17 protein-coding genes are annotated in these 17,867 nt (G+C 41.4%); 2 read left to right on the forward strand and 15 right to left on the reverse strand.

Going from position 1 to position 17,867, the window contains the following annotated elements:
- A complete protein-coding gene (purF, locus tag RBB56_RS03485) occupies positions 1 to 1,437 on the forward strand; it encodes an amidophosphoribosyltransferase (RefSeq protein WP_306721015.1) in 1,437 nt (478 codons plus the stop codon).
- A 136-nt stretch (positions 1,438 to 1,573) separates the two neighbouring features.
- Here the strand turns inward: purF and RBB56_RS03490 are convergent, their stop codons facing one another.
- The 15 genes from RBB56_RS03490 to rho all read right to left on the reverse strand — a co-directional run bounded on the left by RBB56_RS03490 (position 1,574) and on the right by rho (position 16,262).
- On the reverse strand, positions 1,574 to 1,768 hold the full coding sequence (locus RBB56_RS03490) for a hypothetical protein (protein ID WP_306721016.1): 195 nt from the start codon (positions 1,766 to 1,768) through the stop codon (positions 1,574 to 1,576).
- A gap of 23 nt (positions 1,769 to 1,791) precedes the next feature.
- Entirely contained in the window at positions 1,792 to 1,995 is a 204-nt protein-coding gene (locus tag RBB56_RS03495; RefSeq protein WP_306721017.1) for a hypothetical protein, read from the reverse strand.
- Positions 1,996 to 2,349: 354 nt separating this feature from the next.
- Entirely contained in the window at positions 2,350 to 2,526 is a 177-nt protein-coding gene (locus tag RBB56_RS03500; RefSeq protein ID WP_306721018.1) for a hypothetical protein, read from the reverse strand.
- A 284-nt stretch (positions 2,527 to 2,810) separates the two neighbouring features.
- The gene (locus RBB56_RS03505) at positions 2,811 to 3,578 is read right to left on the reverse strand and encodes a class I SAM-dependent methyltransferase (RefSeq protein WP_306721019.1); all 768 of its coding nucleotides are present in this window, start codon (positions 3,576 to 3,578) and stop codon (positions 2,811 to 2,813) included.
- 163 nt (positions 3,579 to 3,741) lie between these two features.
- Complete coding sequence (locus RBB56_RS03510) at positions 3,742 to 4,719, reverse strand: Fic family protein (protein WP_306721020.1); 978 nt, start codon at positions 4,717 to 4,719, stop codon at positions 3,742 to 3,744.
- A gap of 255 nt (positions 4,720 to 4,974) precedes the next feature.
- Positions 4,975 to 6,744 (reverse strand): S8 family peptidase, encoded by a 1,770-nt coding sequence (locus RBB56_RS03515; protein WP_306721021.1) that lies wholly within the window; start codon positions 6,742 to 6,744, stop codon positions 4,975 to 4,977.
- Positions 6,745 to 6,829: 85 nt separating this feature from the next.
- Positions 6,830 to 7,306: a GNAT family N-acetyltransferase gene (locus tag RBB56_RS03520; protein WP_306721022.1), complete on the reverse strand. Its 477-nt coding sequence runs from the start codon at positions 7,304 to 7,306 to the stop codon at positions 6,830 to 6,832.
- 4 nt (positions 7,307 to 7,310) lie between these two features.
- Positions 7,311 to 8,066, reverse strand: coding sequence for a GNAT family N-acetyltransferase (locus tag RBB56_RS03525; RefSeq protein WP_306721023.1), 756 nt, complete (start codon positions 8,064 to 8,066; stop codon positions 7,311 to 7,313).
- On the reverse strand, positions 8,044 to 8,874 hold the full coding sequence (locus RBB56_RS03530) for an SDR family oxidoreductase (protein WP_306721024.1): 831 nt from the start codon (positions 8,872 to 8,874) through the stop codon (positions 8,044 to 8,046). The genes RBB56_RS03525 and RBB56_RS03530 overlap by 23 nt, the downstream gene beginning before the upstream one ends.
- Before the next feature lie 223 nt (positions 8,875 to 9,097).
- Positions 9,098 to 11,104, reverse strand: a complete 2,007-nt coding sequence (locus RBB56_RS03535; protein WP_306721025.1) for a carbohydrate-binding protein — start codon at positions 11,102 to 11,104, stop codon at positions 9,098 to 9,100.
- Between the two features lie 196 nt (positions 11,105 to 11,300).
- Positions 11,301 to 12,374, reverse strand: a complete 1,074-nt coding sequence (prfA, locus tag RBB56_RS03540; RefSeq protein WP_306721026.1) for a peptide chain release factor 1 — start codon at positions 12,372 to 12,374, stop codon at positions 11,301 to 11,303.
- A gap of 74 nt (positions 12,375 to 12,448) precedes the next feature.
- On the reverse strand, positions 12,449 to 13,282 hold the full coding sequence (prmC, locus tag RBB56_RS03545) for a peptide chain release factor N(5)-glutamine methyltransferase (protein ID WP_306722082.1): 834 nt from the start codon (positions 13,280 to 13,282) through the stop codon (positions 12,449 to 12,451).
- Between the two features lie 24 nt (positions 13,283 to 13,306).
- A complete protein-coding gene (locus RBB56_RS03550) occupies positions 13,307 to 14,308 on the reverse strand; it encodes a DUF1385 domain-containing protein (RefSeq protein ID WP_306721027.1) in 1,002 nt (333 codons plus the stop codon).
- Positions 14,309 to 14,485: 177 nt separating this feature from the next.
- Entirely contained in the window at positions 14,486 to 14,692 is a 207-nt protein-coding gene (rpmE, locus tag RBB56_RS03555; protein ID WP_306721028.1) for a 50S ribosomal protein L31, read from the reverse strand.
- A gap of 148 nt (positions 14,693 to 14,840) precedes the next feature.
- Complete coding sequence (gene rho, locus RBB56_RS03560) at positions 14,841 to 16,262, reverse strand: transcription termination factor Rho (RefSeq protein ID WP_306721029.1); 1,422 nt, start codon at positions 16,260 to 16,262, stop codon at positions 14,841 to 14,843.
- Positions 16,263 to 16,683: 421 nt separating this feature from the next.
- Between rho and RBB56_RS03565 the strand changes: the two genes are divergently transcribed.
- A complete protein-coding gene (locus RBB56_RS03565) occupies positions 16,684 to 17,841 on the forward strand; it encodes an NAD(P)-dependent malic enzyme (RefSeq protein ID WP_306722083.1) in 1,158 nt (385 codons plus the stop codon).
- Positions 17,842 to 17,867 lie beyond the last annotated feature (26 nt).

Below are 17,867 nucleotides of genomic sequence, written 5' to 3' on the forward strand. Positions count from 1 at the left end.
ATGGAATCAGAGTACGATTTGAAGATAAAAGAAGCTTGCGGCGTGTTCGGTATTTTCAATCCTAATGGAGAGGATGTAACATCTTCCATTTACTATGGACTTTGTTCTTTACAACACCGCGGTCAAGAATCCTGTGGTATTGCAGTATGTAATACAGGGGGGCCGAAAGGCAATATGAATTTCCATAAAGGAATGGGGTTGGTAAGTGAAGTATTCAAGGAGGAGATTCTCTCTACACTTCATGGCAATCTCGGTATCGGCCACGTCCGTTACTCCACCACAGGTGCTGCTGTTCTATCAAATGCACAACCTCTTGTACTAAACTACATAAAAGGAACGCTTGCTCTGGCCCATAATGGGAACCTAATAAATACACAGGAACTCAGAAGTGAGCTGGAACGAGTAGGGGCAATCTTCCATACAACCACAGATTCAGAGGTAATCGCTTACTACATTGCCAGGGAAAGAGTTAACACCAACAATGTGGAGGAGGCAATTCTTCGTACGGCGAGAAAAATACGCGGAGCCTATGGGCTGGTCATTGCCAGCCCTCGCAAGTTAATAGGCGTCCGCGATCCCCTGGGTCTAAAACCTCTTTGCCTTGGCAGGCACGGCGCCTCTTACATCCTCGCTTCCGAGAGCTGCGCCCTTGCTGCGATCGGCGCCGAATTCATCCGCGATATCCGTCCCGGAGAAATTATTACCATAACAGCAACAGGGATTACCTCTAACTGCCAGCTATATCAAGATACACACGCACACTGTATTTTCGAGTACATTTATTTTGCGAGGCTGGACAGCACACTCGATGGCATTAATATCTATGATGCCCGTATTCATGCCGGAGCTGCCCTTGCCGCAGCCAATCCTGTGGAGGCCGATCTTGTAACCGGCGTTCCAGACTCCGGTATCCCTGCTGCGAAAGGTTATTCGGAAGCATCCGGGATTCCCTTCGCACTTACCTTTTATAAGAACAGTTATGTCGGAAGAACCTTTATTAAACCGACACAAAAAGAGCGGGAATTCGGTGTACGGATGAAATTAAGTGTCCTAGAGTCTGTAGTACGCGGCAAGCGTATTATCCTTGTCGATGATTCCATTGTTCGAGGGACTACTATCGCAAACCTCATCTGTATGCTGAAAAATGCCGGAGCGAAAAGCGTTCATGTCCGCATCAGTTCGCCGCCTTTTCTATATCCTTGTTACTTTGGAACGGACATTCCCTCCAACAAACAGTTAATTGCTTCTTCCCATACGGTTGATGAAATCTGTACCATGATCGGCGCGGACTCGCTAGATTATATGAAGCTTGAAGCTTTGCAATCTATGGTAGGAGACCTCCCGTTATGCAAAGCTTGTTTTGATAACCATTATCCAATGGATATCTCAAGTTGCACGGAAAATAAGAATAACGATTCAAGATCCCTTCGGCTTTGAGCAACATAAAAAGGGGGATTCCTCAAATCATTTCATGACTTTTGGGACACCCCCTTAAACTATAAACAAACAATTATATCAGAAATGAAAAGAGGAATCCTATTTCATATCTTCTTCAATTATTTTTATTCTCTCTTCAAAACTCAAGACTTGATATATTTGATGCAGCATCCACATGTACCCGAACGGATCGACGAATATGGAATTGCTGACTGCTCCCTCCAGGGTATTCTGTTGCCTCTACCACCTTAATATCAAATATCTCTTTGTATAATTCCAATGCCTTTAAACTATTCCTTACCACAAAATCAATTTCAGTTCCTTTAATCACTGGTTCTCCCTCCTTTAACAGTTTTAGTTCTCCTTCAATTTTTTTATCTTTTGCTGTTCAATATAGATATTATTATAAGGCTGCTCCAGTTTTCTCTCTAAAATGGTTTCCAAAAACTTGAAGTCATTGATACGTTTCAGAGCATCATTAATTTCTTCTATCTTAAAACCAGAATCACGCAATGACAGTATCTGATTCAAATGAGGGATTTGATGCATATTATACATACGATATCCGCTAGCTGCATCTACATGGGCAGGGCTAAAGATACCGCATTGATCATAGGCAGTATTCGTGTCGATACCTTTATAAATTTTGAAAATTCTCCGATTTTATACATCTTTTCACACCATTTTAATGTCAATAGGATTATTCTAATCTTCCATTCTCTGTTTACTTAATTGACTTTACTACAGCTTGGATTGATTAAAAATAATATCTTTATATATTTTTATTTTTCTGTAACTCCATTATATATGAATTCCATTTCGCATCTTTACTCTGATGGTATTCTTTTACTAAAAACCCTGCTTTTTCATAACAGCGAATAGCCCCAACGTTAAAACAAAATACAGATAATGTTAATTTACTTTTCTTAATTCCTTCTCATTCACTCTCATTTTAACTTGTTCTACGGATATAGGATAATAATATACTTTGTGTCCTGCCCATTGATAAAGATAATCTTCTCCTTTTCCTTCATTCCATTCTATAATTTTCTGATAGGAATCTTCTTCTACAGGTTTTATACCTATCACAATCATCACTCCTTATAAAACAATTCTTATTTTCACCTTCACACAAATAGATTATATATACTCATTAATACTCTTAATTAAAAGTTTTTTAATATAGATCCCTAGGATACAACACAAGCAAATTCACATAAAAATTGGACTAAACTCATGGAATTCCTATAATGACTGATTTTATAAAGATTAGACTTACAAGAAATAAAGGTAATGTCATATCCATCATATCTTAAATAGTACCAATTACCATAGCGGCATTTCAATCATAATTGGAGAATACCATTATATATCTATTTTTTATAAGCTAAGACTAGTTCCAAGCCAAAATCAACATTTATCATTTCATTATTGCTGACTTCATAAATTTTTTGGGAAATCTCATCAAGGTAATCTTGTGGGTTTGATAACGTTTTTATAAAGGAACTTACATAAGAGGTAGATGCAAAAAAACCTATCAATGAACTAATTGATAATTGAACTATGTTTTCAATTTTACTGACACGTACATTATTAAAACACGGAGAACTGCAAATATTACGATATGTATATTCAGTATCTTTTAATCTGTCATGGCGAAACACATCCCACTTTTCTTCGAGCTCATTCAGTATAATTTTATTTATATTATTATTATCCGTCATCGGAAGATTATAGCGATATGCTGCTAATATTCCCTTATCTGTCAACCATTCACTAATTAAGGGTAATACCTGCACCGCATCCATCCAATAAAAGGCATTTCCTACTGTTACCAAATCAAATTCGCCTTTCGGCAATTGTACATTTTCCGCACAATCATTTATTAGAGTAACTCGATCGGGAAACAATCCAACACTTATCATCTTTTCATCAGGTTCAATCGCAATCACATTATTAAAATATTCTGCTAATATCTCAGTTGATATCCCCGTACCAGCTCCTATATCTATCGCTTTATGATACGGACTTTCTACATTGGATAAAATAACATCAAATAACTCTTTGGGATAGCCGGGTCTGAATTTTTTGTAATTTAAATTAGCCTCTCCGAACTTTGTCGTTAGCTTTACATTGTTCATAAAGATTACACCTCTAATCTCCCTTTTACATTCTAATTCCCACTTTTATCATTCTCTTTGATGCATAAACTCTTCTTTATACTCATAATTCTTCACTTTTATCTATGACATTATAAGTGACATTTATTACGACACAACTTACGACATTTATTACGACATTCTTTTATTCTAATACAATCCATGAACCATTTCTGTTGGAACCAACTCTCTCAATTTTACCTTCATCTTTCATTATTTTAAGCAATCGCTGAATCTGTCTCTCAGATAAATCCAACTTGGCAGCTGCACTTTTTGCCGATATCTTATTATTCGCCTTTAACAATTCTAAAAGTTTATCCCGAACAGAACTATTATTGCTCTTATCATCTTCGTTGACATTCTGAATTAATTCCTCCAATGCCATTTTAATAATCTCCAGCATAAATTTTACAAATACTGTAGACTCTCCATCTGTATTAGCAGCATTAATTACTGCATAGTATTCTTCTTGCTGTTCATGAATCAGTGTTTCTATTGGTAACCACAAAAAAAATTTCTTCCATTTTGCAAGAATTAGAGTATGCCACATTCTTCCAACCCTGCCATTACCATCAATAAAAGGATGAATGAATTCAAATTCATAATGAAAAATACAAGACTTAATCAGCGGATGCAAGGTTGATTCCTTAAGCCACTTGAATAATTCTGAAATCAAATCCGGCACATACTGTGGCGGTGTACCAGCATGGATTAAATCTTTGCCTGCATAAACACCCACTCCTCCACTTCTAAAAATACCGGATTCTTTTACCAAATCCAGCATTATGATTTTATGAGCTGTAAGCAAATCCTTAATGGAATATGGATTCAATTTTGTCAGCATTTCATAAGCATCATATGCGTTTTGGACTTCTCTAATATCCTTGGGCGGTCCTAACACTCTCTTACCATCAATGACATCACTAACCTGATCAATGGTCAGTGAGTTTCTTTCAATTGCTAACGAAGAGTGAATGGAATGAATTCGATTTTCTCTTCGAAGTGTTGGATTCTTAGAAAGATTATCCGTCAGTGCAATCATACCTGTCATCTCGGCTATTTCAATTACCAAATTGGTAATTTCCTCTGTAATTGTAAAAGGTGGTTTGTATCCCTCTGACACGTTCTGTCCACCATCCTCTCTTTTAAACTAATTATCTGGTAAAGATTGTTTTGAAGTTGTCCCAAACAAACTCCACTAAATCAGGCGCATTCAGCGCTCTTGCTATTATCTCATATTCTTCCTCATTATCAAGTTCTTAATTAATTTATATTATACACCGTACACAATGAAAAAGACAGCCATCATCCTACTCTGCTACAAGAATCAGACTGTCCCTTACTCGTTCAAATCGGAAAACTCCCCCTAATCCAAACCCTACAACGGTAAACTCTGGCTCAAACATAATGCCCCATACCCTACCCGTGGATTGGGATATATAGCTTCTCCCCGAAGAGGTCTTGCCCCTCTTCTCAGATAGGCCTTCACTTTCTCTCCATATAAATAAGGGTCGTTTCCTCTCACGATACCCCATTCCATCATAAGAGCCGCGGAACCGGTCACAAAAGGGGTGGCAAAGGAGGTGCCTGTCACAAACTGAGTTCCTCCCATCCCATTACTGATAGAGATATCCACTCCCGGAGCTACGATATCGGGCTTCACCCATCCGCTCGCCACCCCGGCCTCTAAACTATTTTCCAACAAAATTCCTCTGCCGGAAAAATCCGCATAGGCATCGTAAATACTGCTGTAAGCACCCACTGTAATAACCTTCTGCGAGGTAGAAGGGATGGTAAACGTTATCTCCGGTGTGGGAGAATAGAACCGCGTTGCACTATTTAACACCACACTGCTTGGCAGATAAAAGTAAAAGTTCCCTGTCACAATCTTGACCGGCTGCAGCATAAAGGTCCACACACCCGAGTTAATATATGTTTGCTGCGGGAGAAAATCGAAGTAAATCTCCTGATTGATGCTATAAGGAGATGGCTCGCCTATATAAATAAGAACTTCCGTCTGCTCCATCCGAAGCCGTATCGTTCCCGTCCTTGCCGTCTCTACAATCTGCTGCTCCCCTCCCGGTGAAATCAACGTAATCCTGAAAATATCCGCATATTCCTTCCACAGCTGTACGTTTAATGCCCGTTCATAGGGAGCCACTGCTAATTCTACTCTCGTTTCTCCGCTCACAATTCCGGCCGTATGTCCACCGGCAGCCCCTTCATTACCGCTTCCTACACAAATTACACTTCTTCCGATTTCGGAAACATTATCCATAAATCGTTCGATTAAGGAAGTGCCGTCATGCGCACCGTAAGTATTACCGAAGCTTAAGTTGATGGAAATCGGCTTGGCAAGTTCCACCGACTTTTGCACTACATAAGTTAATGCCCGCATGAGTTCCGTTGTTCTCGGAAAGGAAAGTTGCTGCGGTACACCCAGCTTCACAATAATCAGTTCGCTTTCCGGTGCCACTCCAACATATCTTCCATCGGACGACAACCCATTCCCTGCTGCTATCGCTGCCACCGACGTGCCATGTCCGCTGGTATCAATGCTCGGAAGCATACGAAACCGCTCCTCAGGACTGCTTTCAGCCAATGCTTCATTAATCTGCATATTATTGAATTCCACTCCGGTCAAGAAGCCTTCCGGCGGATAAAATCCTCTGCTTTCATCCGGTTGAAGGGCCTGATCCCATAAGTAGGCAATACGGCTGCTTCCATCTGCCCTTCTAAAATCCATTCTTTCATAGTCAATGCCGGAATCGATGACTGCTACTAACGTATCCCGTCCTGTCAGATATGGTTCCCTTACGGTCACCGGCAAGATGCAAGATGCCTCCTTTCCCTGCTGTAAATGAAAAAATAAGCGTTTAGGCATCTCCACATATTCTATCTCTTCCAGTTCCACTAATGACTGAATCAAACTCTGCGGAATCGTGACAATTGCATAGCCGGCAATCAATTCTTCTACCCCAATAATAGGATTGTTAAGACGGGCCAAATCCCCGTTATATTTTACAATTAGTTCCCATACATTCGTCTCAGCGTCGTACCCAACATCCAGATCCAGAGATTTTTCTCTCTCCTGCATGGAAGCATTCAATGCCAGATTCAAAAGGTTTTCCAATTTTTGTGAATCCATAACTGTCCTTTAAAGGTTCTATCATCTTTATTGTATGCACGATTCCCTTTCTCTTTACCATTCCGCCATATTCTTTTTCTACCCCTTAACGAACAAGTATCTTCTCCATACCTATCTTCTGCACAGCAAGTCCGCACTTTTCATAAAATTTCATTGCGCTTTCATTACAGCTCCATACATTTAGCGTAACATTATAGCAGCCTTCTTCCTTTGCGAATTCAACAACTGCATCATAAAGCGTTTTTCCTACGTGCTGTCCTCTTATCGTTTCGTCCACACAAAGGTCATCGATATACAAGGTCTTAACGTCTGTTAGAATGTTATCCCCCACATGCTGTTGGAACATGCAAAAAGCATACCCCATCATGTATCCCGCTTCATCTACCGCCACTAAAATGGGTTTGCTTCCATCGAGAATAATCTCTCGAATCTGCTCATCCGAATACTTCCTGCTATCCCCTTTAAATAAATCAGGACGCCCTTTATGATGGACCATCCCAACCTGTAACAGAAGCCGTTTAATACCTTCTATATCCTGTTCTTTTACTTTTCTGATCTCCATTATACTATCCTCTGTTTACTGTCAATTTGGCTTCGGCAAATTCAACTATCTCATTTTCAATCCCTTTTTCCTGAAATAAAGGTTCTACAAATAACACTTTTTCATTGGAACCAATTACATACATACCTACTGCCCGCGTTTTTCTCTTTGCAACAAAAGCGTGGAGCTGCCTTTGCTCTATCCGTTGTATTAACGCTTCCCCTGCCTCTTCCGATAAAAAATCACCTGATATATGCGCCTGATATCCATTCCATAGATTCAGAATCTGCCAATTATCCTCTTCTTTTAATTCTTCACAAATAATTCCCCCAAGCGCTTCTTCCATTAAGGTGTATAGAATACTTCCATGAGCATCATATCCATTGTATGTAAAGCCCAGAGACATCCAAAATCTTCTGTTTTTTTCATCGGATAAATTCAATTCATAGTATTCAGCCTCTTTCACCGTTTCCTTGAGCTGTAAGAAACAAGTCTTTCCATATCCTTTTCCCCGGTATTCCGGATAGATGCAATAATCGAGGATAAAACACTTTCCATCCTCCGAAGCATAAACACAATACATGCAAAATCCAAATTGCCTCCCATTTTCTTCGAAGAATATCCTCTGTGCCCTATCAACTTCCCTGTCGCAAAGCCCATCTAAGGCAGACCGATAGTCATCCGAAAGAAAATATTTCTTATCTTCATCGGTGAGAGGACTTCTGTTTTCCCATCTTTTATAATTACTTATACATAAATTATAAAGCCTTTTCAAGTCCATGGATCGTAGTCAAAAAATCTATTCCGCATCTTCGTATCTTACTGATATCCATACGAAGATTTCTCGGATTATCGGAAAAAGCTTCCTTATTTTCTTCCACACCAGCATCTGCCGCACCCATTAAGGTAAGAAGATGCTTCACGACTTCATAAGTAGAAAGGCCGTTTTCACTGCCAAAATTATAAATTCCGGGAGAAAGCTCGAATACCTTTTCCACATTAGTTACAACTTCCCATACATTGGTAATACTTCTGAAATCATAAACCGGATATCTGATTTCTTCTTTCTTCTCCAAAGCCTCTCGTATATTCGTGATTAAGTTGCCATGCTCAGCACCGATTCTTATCTCCTTATCATACATCCAGCTTAATCGCAGACAGACACTGTCTTTATTATGCTCCAGACACTTTTGCTCGGCTTGCAGCTTATGTATGCCATAGGTATGCGGAGGACTAAGTTGCTCCTCCTCCAAATGCGGAGCTTGTCCGGGATGCCCCAGATAAACTTGATCTGAACTGCAAAATATTAGCTTCACACCATAACTGCCGCATGCTTTTGCTATATTTTCCGTTCCTCCTACATTTACCCTGTAGGACAACTCCGGGTTCCGCTCACAAGCACCCACATCCGATATCGCTCCGCAATGAATTACAATATCGGGCTTCGTCTCTTCCATCCGGCTTACCACCTCTTCATCATTCGTAAAATCCATCTGTTCACGAGTAAATGCCGATATTTCATGATTTTTCAGAGCCTTACATAATCTCGATGCTAAAAATCCATTAGCTCCCGTTATCAATATTTTCATATATAACTCCCCCTTCCTCTCTAACTATCAATTTATTCCATCTATATAAATATATCATTTCGTTGCGATATTTCATATATAATACTCAATATTCTTATAGATAATTTCTATTCCGCATAGTTACTATTCTTTTCGAAGCTTAGGATTTTTATGTACAGAAAAGGAACTATGCACTAATCACTTAGTGCACAGCCCCATTATTGTTCATTATACGAAGAAGTTCTTATACCAGACTCCATGAACTATCGCTTCCGGGAACAGTGTCGGTCCACCAGTTGGCACGCCATGTCTGTCCTTCATATACAACAGTATCGCCGCCTAAGTAAGCCTTGCCCGGTACATATTCATTGGAATCACTCTGAAGCTCCCATGGACCGCCCTTAGATGGAATATCTCCCTTTGTCCACCATTTACACAGATAGGTCTGACCTTCAAATACTACAGTCTGTCCGGCAGTGTACTCGGTATCGGCATTCCATGTATCACCTTCGGACGGCACATTTACCGTTACAGAGACTGCATTGCTCGTCGCTGTTGCAGTTTTGTTACCTGTAGCCGAGTCGTCTGTGTTAGTAATCACACAGTAATAATAGTTTGTACCGGCTGTATCAGTGGGAGCATCGTAGGATGCGTTTACTGCGCCGTTGATAGCGGTACCGTCGGTATTAACTTTGCTGGAAACAGTATACCACTGATAGCTGAGCGTACCCTGCGAAACATCAGCAGCTACTGAGAGAGTTGCTGCAGTACCCACATTGACCGTTTTATCAGAAGGCTGAGCGGTGATGTTCGGGACAGCGGCATCAATCAGCGGATTATCGCTGACTTCAACGGATACCGCCTTGCTTGTTGATGTTGCAGTTTTATTACCGGTAGCCGAGTTGTCTGTGTTGGTGACAACACAGTAGTAATAGTTTATGCCGGCTGTGTCTGTGGGAGCCTCATAGGTCACGCTTGTCGCTCCGCTGATAGCGGTACCGCCGGTGTTGACCTTGTCGGGAACCGAGTACCACTGATAGCTTAGTGTACCTTTAGATACAGTAGCTCCTACTGTCAGAGTTGCCGTGTCGTTTATAGCTGCCGATTTATCTGACGGCTGTTGGTTAATAACAGGCGTTTGTGCATCTGTAATCGGAGTGGTTTGACCGTTTGCTGCCGCTATGATCGGAGCAATTGCATTAACAAAATTGTCGCCGCCGCTTTCATCCCAACCGATAGACCAAGTCATAATTCCACGGTAAGAGGGATATTTTTCAATCAGAGCATTAAGGGCCGAAGCATAAACAGAGACATTTTGCGCACCATTGCCTGCACCGGTACGGGCAGGGACCCCGAAAGCTACCTGATCAGGCCTTAATCCTGCAAAGGTTCCTTTGTCCATAGTTACGAAGCCCGTTATAAGCATCTCGGAAAGACGGATATATCCTTCTTCAGAATAGACCTGAGAAAAAGGAGCACCGGCATTGGCTGATTCCTGAAGCCATGCGAAATCGCCGTTAAATCCGTTATAATACTGGGGATGAATATAAGTTAAGATATCGCGGCAGGCATCGAGAACAGGCAGGAAAGCACCGGAATTCCCCGCACCGATAGCGCCGCTTTGAACGTAGCAGTATTCCGGAGCGGCCGAAATTATAAAATTAGGACCGTATGTCGTTTTTAAGTCACGCAAGATATATTCCAGATTTATAGACTGCTGTGTAACGAGGTTGCCGATTTTGTCAGTGTTCATACAGGCAATGGAACTGCCCTCAAAGTCAACATCAAAGCCATCAAAGTCATATTCATCAATAATTGCCTTCACCCCGTTAAGGAAGATATCTCGTTGTTCAGCATTGTCAAGGTGAACAACTCCATTTTGCCCACCGCAGGATATTACAATCTTTTTACCTTGTGCCTTCAAGGTTTGGATATCGGCTTTAAAGGCTTCTGTTTGCTGCGCTTCAGATCCGGTATAAACAGCCGAAAGATCCATGGTAAGATTTGGTGTGTAATAGTTTCCTCTTGTTTCTATAAATGAGACGTTTATAACATCCCATCCCTGGCTTGCCTGAGCCAGCGTTTTGTTGCTTCCGCCATTTCCGCCAAGCCAATAACCTATATTGAGATGCGGTTTGAGCGGTGTGTTCGATGCGGCATTTACAGATACTTCCGATACCACCGTAGAGAAAAGCAGAATCACTGCGGCAAAAATTATTGCCGGAATACGCTTTCGGGTTAATGTGTTCATAAAATTCCTCCTTTAATATTGGTAATTTTTTACCCCTTTTGGTGAATATTACCATTTATATTTTTTTACGACAACCCGCAACATAAAAAACGCACAAAAATATACAAAAATGAACAAAAATCTATTTGGTTTTCCACCAATATAACAAAAAACCTTCCGAAGACTTCAATCAATCTTGGAAGGTTTATGTTCTATCTTATTGTTCATTCATTTTCACTAGTTTCGCCGTCTGATCGGCTGCAATGAGGCTATCCAACAATTCATCAATATCCCCATCCATAATGCTATCGAGCTTATATAAAGTCAGCTTAATTCTATGATCGGTCACTCTGCCCTGGGGAAAGTTATAAGTTCTGATTTTCTCAGAGCGGTCTCCGGTACCAATCTGGCTTCTTCTGAGTTCAGCCTCTGCATTATGCTGCTTTTGCTGTTCGATATCATATAATTTAGCACGAAGGAGGGCAAATGCCTTTGCTTTATTTTGAAGCTGTGACTTCTCCGTCTGGCTATATACAATAATTCCTGTAGGATAATGTGTTAAACGAACGGCTGAGTCTGTCGTATTGACGCACTGTCCTCCGTTTCCGGAAGCGCGCATAACGTCGATACGGATATCTTTATCATCGATAACTACATCCACATCCTCTACCTCCGGCATAACTGCCACGGTTATGGTAGAAGTATGAATTCTGCCCCCGGACTCTGTTTCGGGAACACGCTGTACACGATGTACACCACTTTCATATTTCAGCTTGGAATATGCATTGTTTCCCGATATCATGAAGTTCACTTCCTTCATACCGCCGATACCGATTTCATCCACGTTCATCGTCTCCACTTTCCAGCGCTGACGCTCCGCATAGTGTACATACAGACGATACATCTGTGCCGCAAATAACGCGGCTTCATCTCCGCCGGCACCTGCTCTGATTTCCACGATAACATTTTTATCATCATTAGGGTCCTTAGGAAGGAGAAGAATCTTCAATCTTTCTTCCAATTCTTCCACGCTCTTTTTCGAGGAGTTCAGCTCCTCTTTCAGCATATCCCGCATATCTTCATCAGATTCTTCTTCCAACATAGACAGACTGTCTTCAATCGCCTGCTTACTCTTTTTATATTCCCGATAGGCTTCCACAAGGGGAGTCAAATCGCTCTGTTCCTTCATCAGCGCACGAAAACGCTCCTGATTACTCGTTACGTTAGGCTCACCGAGTTCTCCCATAATTTCCTCGAACCGAATGAGTAAATCTTCTAACCTATCAAACATCTTTACACCTTTCTATCACTTCTGCGGGCTCTCTTATTTTCTGCCGCTTTTCCCATTTTCAAAGTTACCGCTCCTTAGCTTATATATCCGTATACTACCCGGTCAAGCCCTGCGAAATCCTTTACAACTGTCACTCCAAGATAACCGGCATTCTCCATCCGCTGCATAACGGCACTCGCCTGATCATGCCCGATTTCAAAGAAAAGATAACCGCCGCCATTTAGATGCTTCGGCGCCTCCTGAATGATTCTATCATAAAAGAAAAGCCCATTTCCCTTACCGTCAAGTGCACCTATCGGTTCGTATTTCCTTACCTCTTCCATTAAACCCGGAATAACTTCCGTCGGAATATAAGGAGGATTGGATACGATTAAATCAAATTGACCCTCTACTGATGCAAACAAATCACTTATAATAAAAGCAGAATCATTAATCTGCAATTTTTCTGCATTTCTTCTTGCCGTTTCCACCGCTTCTTGCGAGATATCCACTCCCAAGCCTACACAATCATTGGAGTAATGAAGCAAGCTTAAGAGAATGCATCCCGATCCTGTACACATGTCGAGTACGTGCATCCCATCATGCAGATGAATCATCGCCTCTTCTACCAGAACCTCCGTATCCTGCCTCGGAATGAGAACATGGGGATTCACCTCGAACGTAAGCCCCATGAATTCCTGCTCTCCGGTGATGTGCTGCAATGGCTCGCGCGTTTTCCTCCGCTCGATACAATTAATATAAGCTTCCTTGCACTCTTCTGCTACTTCCTTTTCTCCATGGACCAGCAAATCGTGCCTGCTCGTATGGCAGATAAACTCAAGAAGCAAACGGGCATCCAAATCCGCCTCAGCAATTCCCACTTCTTTCAGTGCCGAAGTGCCGAAATTATATAATTCTTTATATTTCATCACTTTACCATTCACCTTGTCAGGCTATTCCGCGTCATCCTCATCTTCATGCCCATCTTTTAACCAAGATTCATCCACTTCATAGCCAAATGTATCCTTCAGATATGCTTTCCAATCAAAAATTGCGTCCACCGATGCAATGGCAACTTCTACCATAGACTCATCCGGTTCCTTCGTCGTAAGACGCTGCAACCACATTCCCGGCAAAGAAAGTATTTGAACTATTATATTATCACTTCTTCCCGCTAAGCGAATTAACTCATAGGAGATGCCTGCAATTACAGGAATTAACAAAATACGAATTAATACACGGAGCAAGGGAGTTTCCACTCTGATAAAAAAGAATACGATAATACTTACAAAAATAACAAAGAATAGAAAGCTGGTTCCGCATCTTTTATGAAGTCTGGAACTTCTCATTACATTATGCACAGTAAGAGGGCGCCCTTTTTCAATACAATTAATACATTTATGTTCAGCACCATGATATTGATACAGTCTCTTAATATCCTTCATCATCGTAATGGCTACAATGTAACCGATAAAGATGAGAATACGCATAATACCTTCGATAATTGCCATAACAGATGCATTTCTTATATATCCTTCGAACAACGACGCAATATAATAAGGAAGCACCATAAAAATAGCAATAGCTAATACGATGGAGAGCAAAGTAACCATTCCCAGCATAATGCTTTCTGCCCTATCCTTGAACACTCTTTGAAATACCTTATCCGTTGCCGTCTCCTTAGCTTCCTCATCTTCATAGAAGGCCACGGAATGATTGAGTGTTTTCATTCCTAATATCATGGAATCTAAGAAGTTAAAAATACCACGGATAAACGGTATCTCCTTTAACTTACTTCCATGAAGAACTCCCTGATATACATCGACCTCTATATCGATTTCACCATCAGGCTTGCGAACAGCAATCGCATACTGTTCTTTATTTTTCATCATAACGCCTTCCAGCACTGCCTGCCCGCCTACGCCGGAATAACGAGAGCATTTACTCTTTTTCATAGATTAACCTCATATTCATAACTTCCGCAATAATTTGAAATCACAGTTACCATGTTACTGTTCACTCCGTGACCGGCAACAATACAATAATTATAACATATAAATACTTATGTATTTAAATAAGGTTGAGATATCGATACCTCAACCTTTTTCAACACATAACTATTTACGGAAAAATTATTTGCTTTCGACACCGTATTTCTTGTTGAACTTATCAATACGTCCATCAGCTCTTACAGATTTCTGCTGACCTGTGTAGAACGAATGACATTTCGAGCAAACTTCAACGTGAATCTCGGATTTCGTTGAACCGGTTACAAACGCATTGCCGCAGTTACAAGTTACATTCGCCTGATAATAATTAGGATGGATTCCTTCTTTCATCTTTTTCACCTCTCTATAATAAAGTCAATTTGTTCTCATCCGCTCGCTTGTTAAGCCTTCGCTGTAGTTTTACCCAAACAGCTTTTTTATTGTATCATAGCTTATCTTCCCTTGCAAGTATTTTTTCTTAAAACTCTCATCCACTTTCTTAGAAAAATTTGATTTTTTTCACCATTTGAACGAATTCCGCATTATTTTTCGTCTTTGAGAACATATCCAGAATCTTGTCCACAGCTTCTTCTGTCTTAAGTCCATTCAGCGCCTTGCGCATAATACCGATCGCTTCCTGCTCTTCCACCGATAAAAGCAAGTCTTCACGCCTTGTTCCTGACTTGGGAATATCAATCGCCGGGAACACTCTGCGCTCTGAAAGCTTGCGGTCAAGCACCATCTCCATATTACCGGTACCCTTGAATTCCTCATATACTACATCGTCCATCTTGCTTCCCGTATCCACAAGTGCCGTAGCGAGAATTGTCAAACTACCGCCGCCTCTCATATTTCTCGCGGCACCGAAGAAGCGCTTCGGCATGTATAAAGCTGCCGGATCAAGACCGCCGGAAAGCGTTCTTCCGCTCGGGGGAACCGTAAGGTTATAAGCCCTTGTCAAGCGAGTAATGCTATCCAACAATATCATAACGTCTTTTTTATGTTCCACGAGGCGTTTCGCCCTTTCGATGACCATTTCAGAAACTCTTTTATGGTGTTCCGGCATTTCATCAAAGGTGGAATAAATCACTTCCACATTCGGTCCCTCTATCGCTTCCTTAATATCGGTCACTTCTTCCGGACGTTCATCGATCAGAAGAATAATAAGATGAATATCAGGGGAGTTCTTCTTCACCGATTTCGCGACTTCCTTTAATAAGGTTGTCTTTCCCGCTTTCGGAGGAGATACGATCATACCTCTTTGCCCCTTGCCTACCGGACTCATCAAATCCATAACGCGCATCGCTACTGAAGCTCCCGGAGTCTCAAGGCGCATTCTTTCATCCGGGAAAATAGGGGTCATATCCTCGAAATTGCATCTGCGCGCCGCCACCTCAGGATGATAACCATTAATACTTTTTACATATAATAAAGCGCTGAACTTCTCGCTTTGCGACTTAACTCTCGTATTGCCTTCCAGGATATCTCCGGTCTTTAAATTAAAACGTCTGATCTGACTGGGCGCAACATAAACATCATTCTCTCCCGGAAGATAGTTCTCACAGCGAATAAAACCATAACCATCCGGCATCACTTCCAGAATACCATGTGCCATAATGCCGCTATCCAAATCGGAAGGGAACTTCTCATCCTCAGACCGTCCTGCTGCCTGTCGATTATTTTCTAAAGCAGGTCTATTATCTTCCTGTGCTTTCGGAGCACTTACCTGACGATTGTCCGCATTCTTTTCTGCCTTTTCACTTCCTTTGGCTTCTAATGCAACAGTTTTCTCTTTTTCATCCTCTAAAAGCATCGCTTCCACCAGCTCCGCTTTTTTCATAGTAGAAGCACCTTTAATTTTCCTTGTTTTAGCAATTTCTTTTAAGTCAACAAGTGCCAACGATTCATATTTCTCTCTCATAAACTCCTCCGCTTTGAGTTATATTGCCATACAACAACTTATATGAAAATCCATTAAAATCACCTTCGGTGATGGGACTTTCACTTATCTTTCCACGCATTCTTACGGTCAGCGCGGTAAATGCGCAGACCTGCTGAATAATTACAATTTATCATAAAATAAAAGTCTTATAACTTTTCTTGCATATCTCTTAAATTGTGTATTTTATCTTGGGGGGTATTGCTGATATGTTAACTGATTTGATGATAAACGCTATCTGTTTTAACATTATACAACAGCTTTTGTAAAATAGAAAGCCTTTTTTTCATTGTTACTGTTCACACAGAAACTTTTCATTTCCTTATCTTGCAGACTCCACGCAAATATTATATGATTACTTCAATAGAATACACAAAATCAAAAACCAAAGTGAGGATATATGATGAATACAAGCGAAAAGGCATTAGAACTCCACAAGCAATGGAATGGGAAGTTAGAGATTGTTTCCAAGTCTCCCGTAAAATCACGCGAGGCGCTCTCTCTCGCCTATACCCCGGGCGTTGCAGAACCTTGTAAGGTCATCGCCGATGATAAAGAAGCTTCCTATATATATACGATGAAAGCGAATACAGTGGCTGTCATATCCGACGGCAGCGCAGTGCTTGGTCTCGGTAATATCGGCCCCTATGCCGCTATGCCTGTTATGGAAGGAAAAGCGGTACTCTTCAAGGAATTCGGCGGAGTCAACGCAATTCCTATTTGCCTGGACACTCAAGATACGGAAGAACTCATCAAGACTATCACTTATCTCGCTCCCGGCTTCGGCGGCATCAATCTGGAGGATATCAGCGCACCACGGTGCTTTGAAATCGAAGAACGCCTGAAAGAAATATTGGATATTCCCGTATTCCATGACGATCAGCACGGTACGGCAATCGTTGTGTTAGCCGGTATCATCAATGCGCTAAAGGTGACAGGTAAGACGAAGGAAGAATGCAAAGTGGTCGTAAACGGTGCCGGAAGTGCAGGTATCGCCATTACGAAATTACTTCTCACCTACGGTTTTCCCAATATTACTTTGTGCGATCGAGTAGGAATTATCTCTGCTAAGACAGAAGGCCTTAACTGGATGCAGGAGAAAATGGCCGAAGTTACCAACCTTAACGGAGAAACCGGAACCCTCGCTGACGCACTAAAAGGTGCTGATATTTTTGTCGGCGTATCCGCTCCCGGTATCGTAACAAAAGAAATGGTCGCTTCCATGAACAGCAATTCCATTCTTTTTGCTATGGCAAATCCCGTTCCCGAAATTATGCCGGACTTGGCAAAAGAGGCCGGAGCCATGGTCGTTGGAACCGGACGCAGCGATTTCCCGAATCAGGTCAACAACGTAGTCGCTTTTCCCGGCATCTTCAAAGGAGCTCTGGAAGGACGAGCTACACAGATTACAGAAGAGATGAAGCTTGCGGCTGCTCATGCCATCGCAAGCCTCGTTCCGGAAGAGGAACTCAATGAAAATAATATTATGCCGGAAGCATTCGACCCTAAGGTTGCCGACGTGGTGGCCGAAGCGGTAAAATCTCACATCATCCGCGCATAAAGAAATGGATAGATACTTGTTATACT

Origin of the sequence: Kineothrix sp. MB12-C1, assembly GCF_030863805.1 — a bacterium.
In the GTDB taxonomy this organism is placed as follows: domain Bacteria; phylum Bacillota; class Clostridia; order Lachnospirales; family Lachnospiraceae; genus Kineothrix.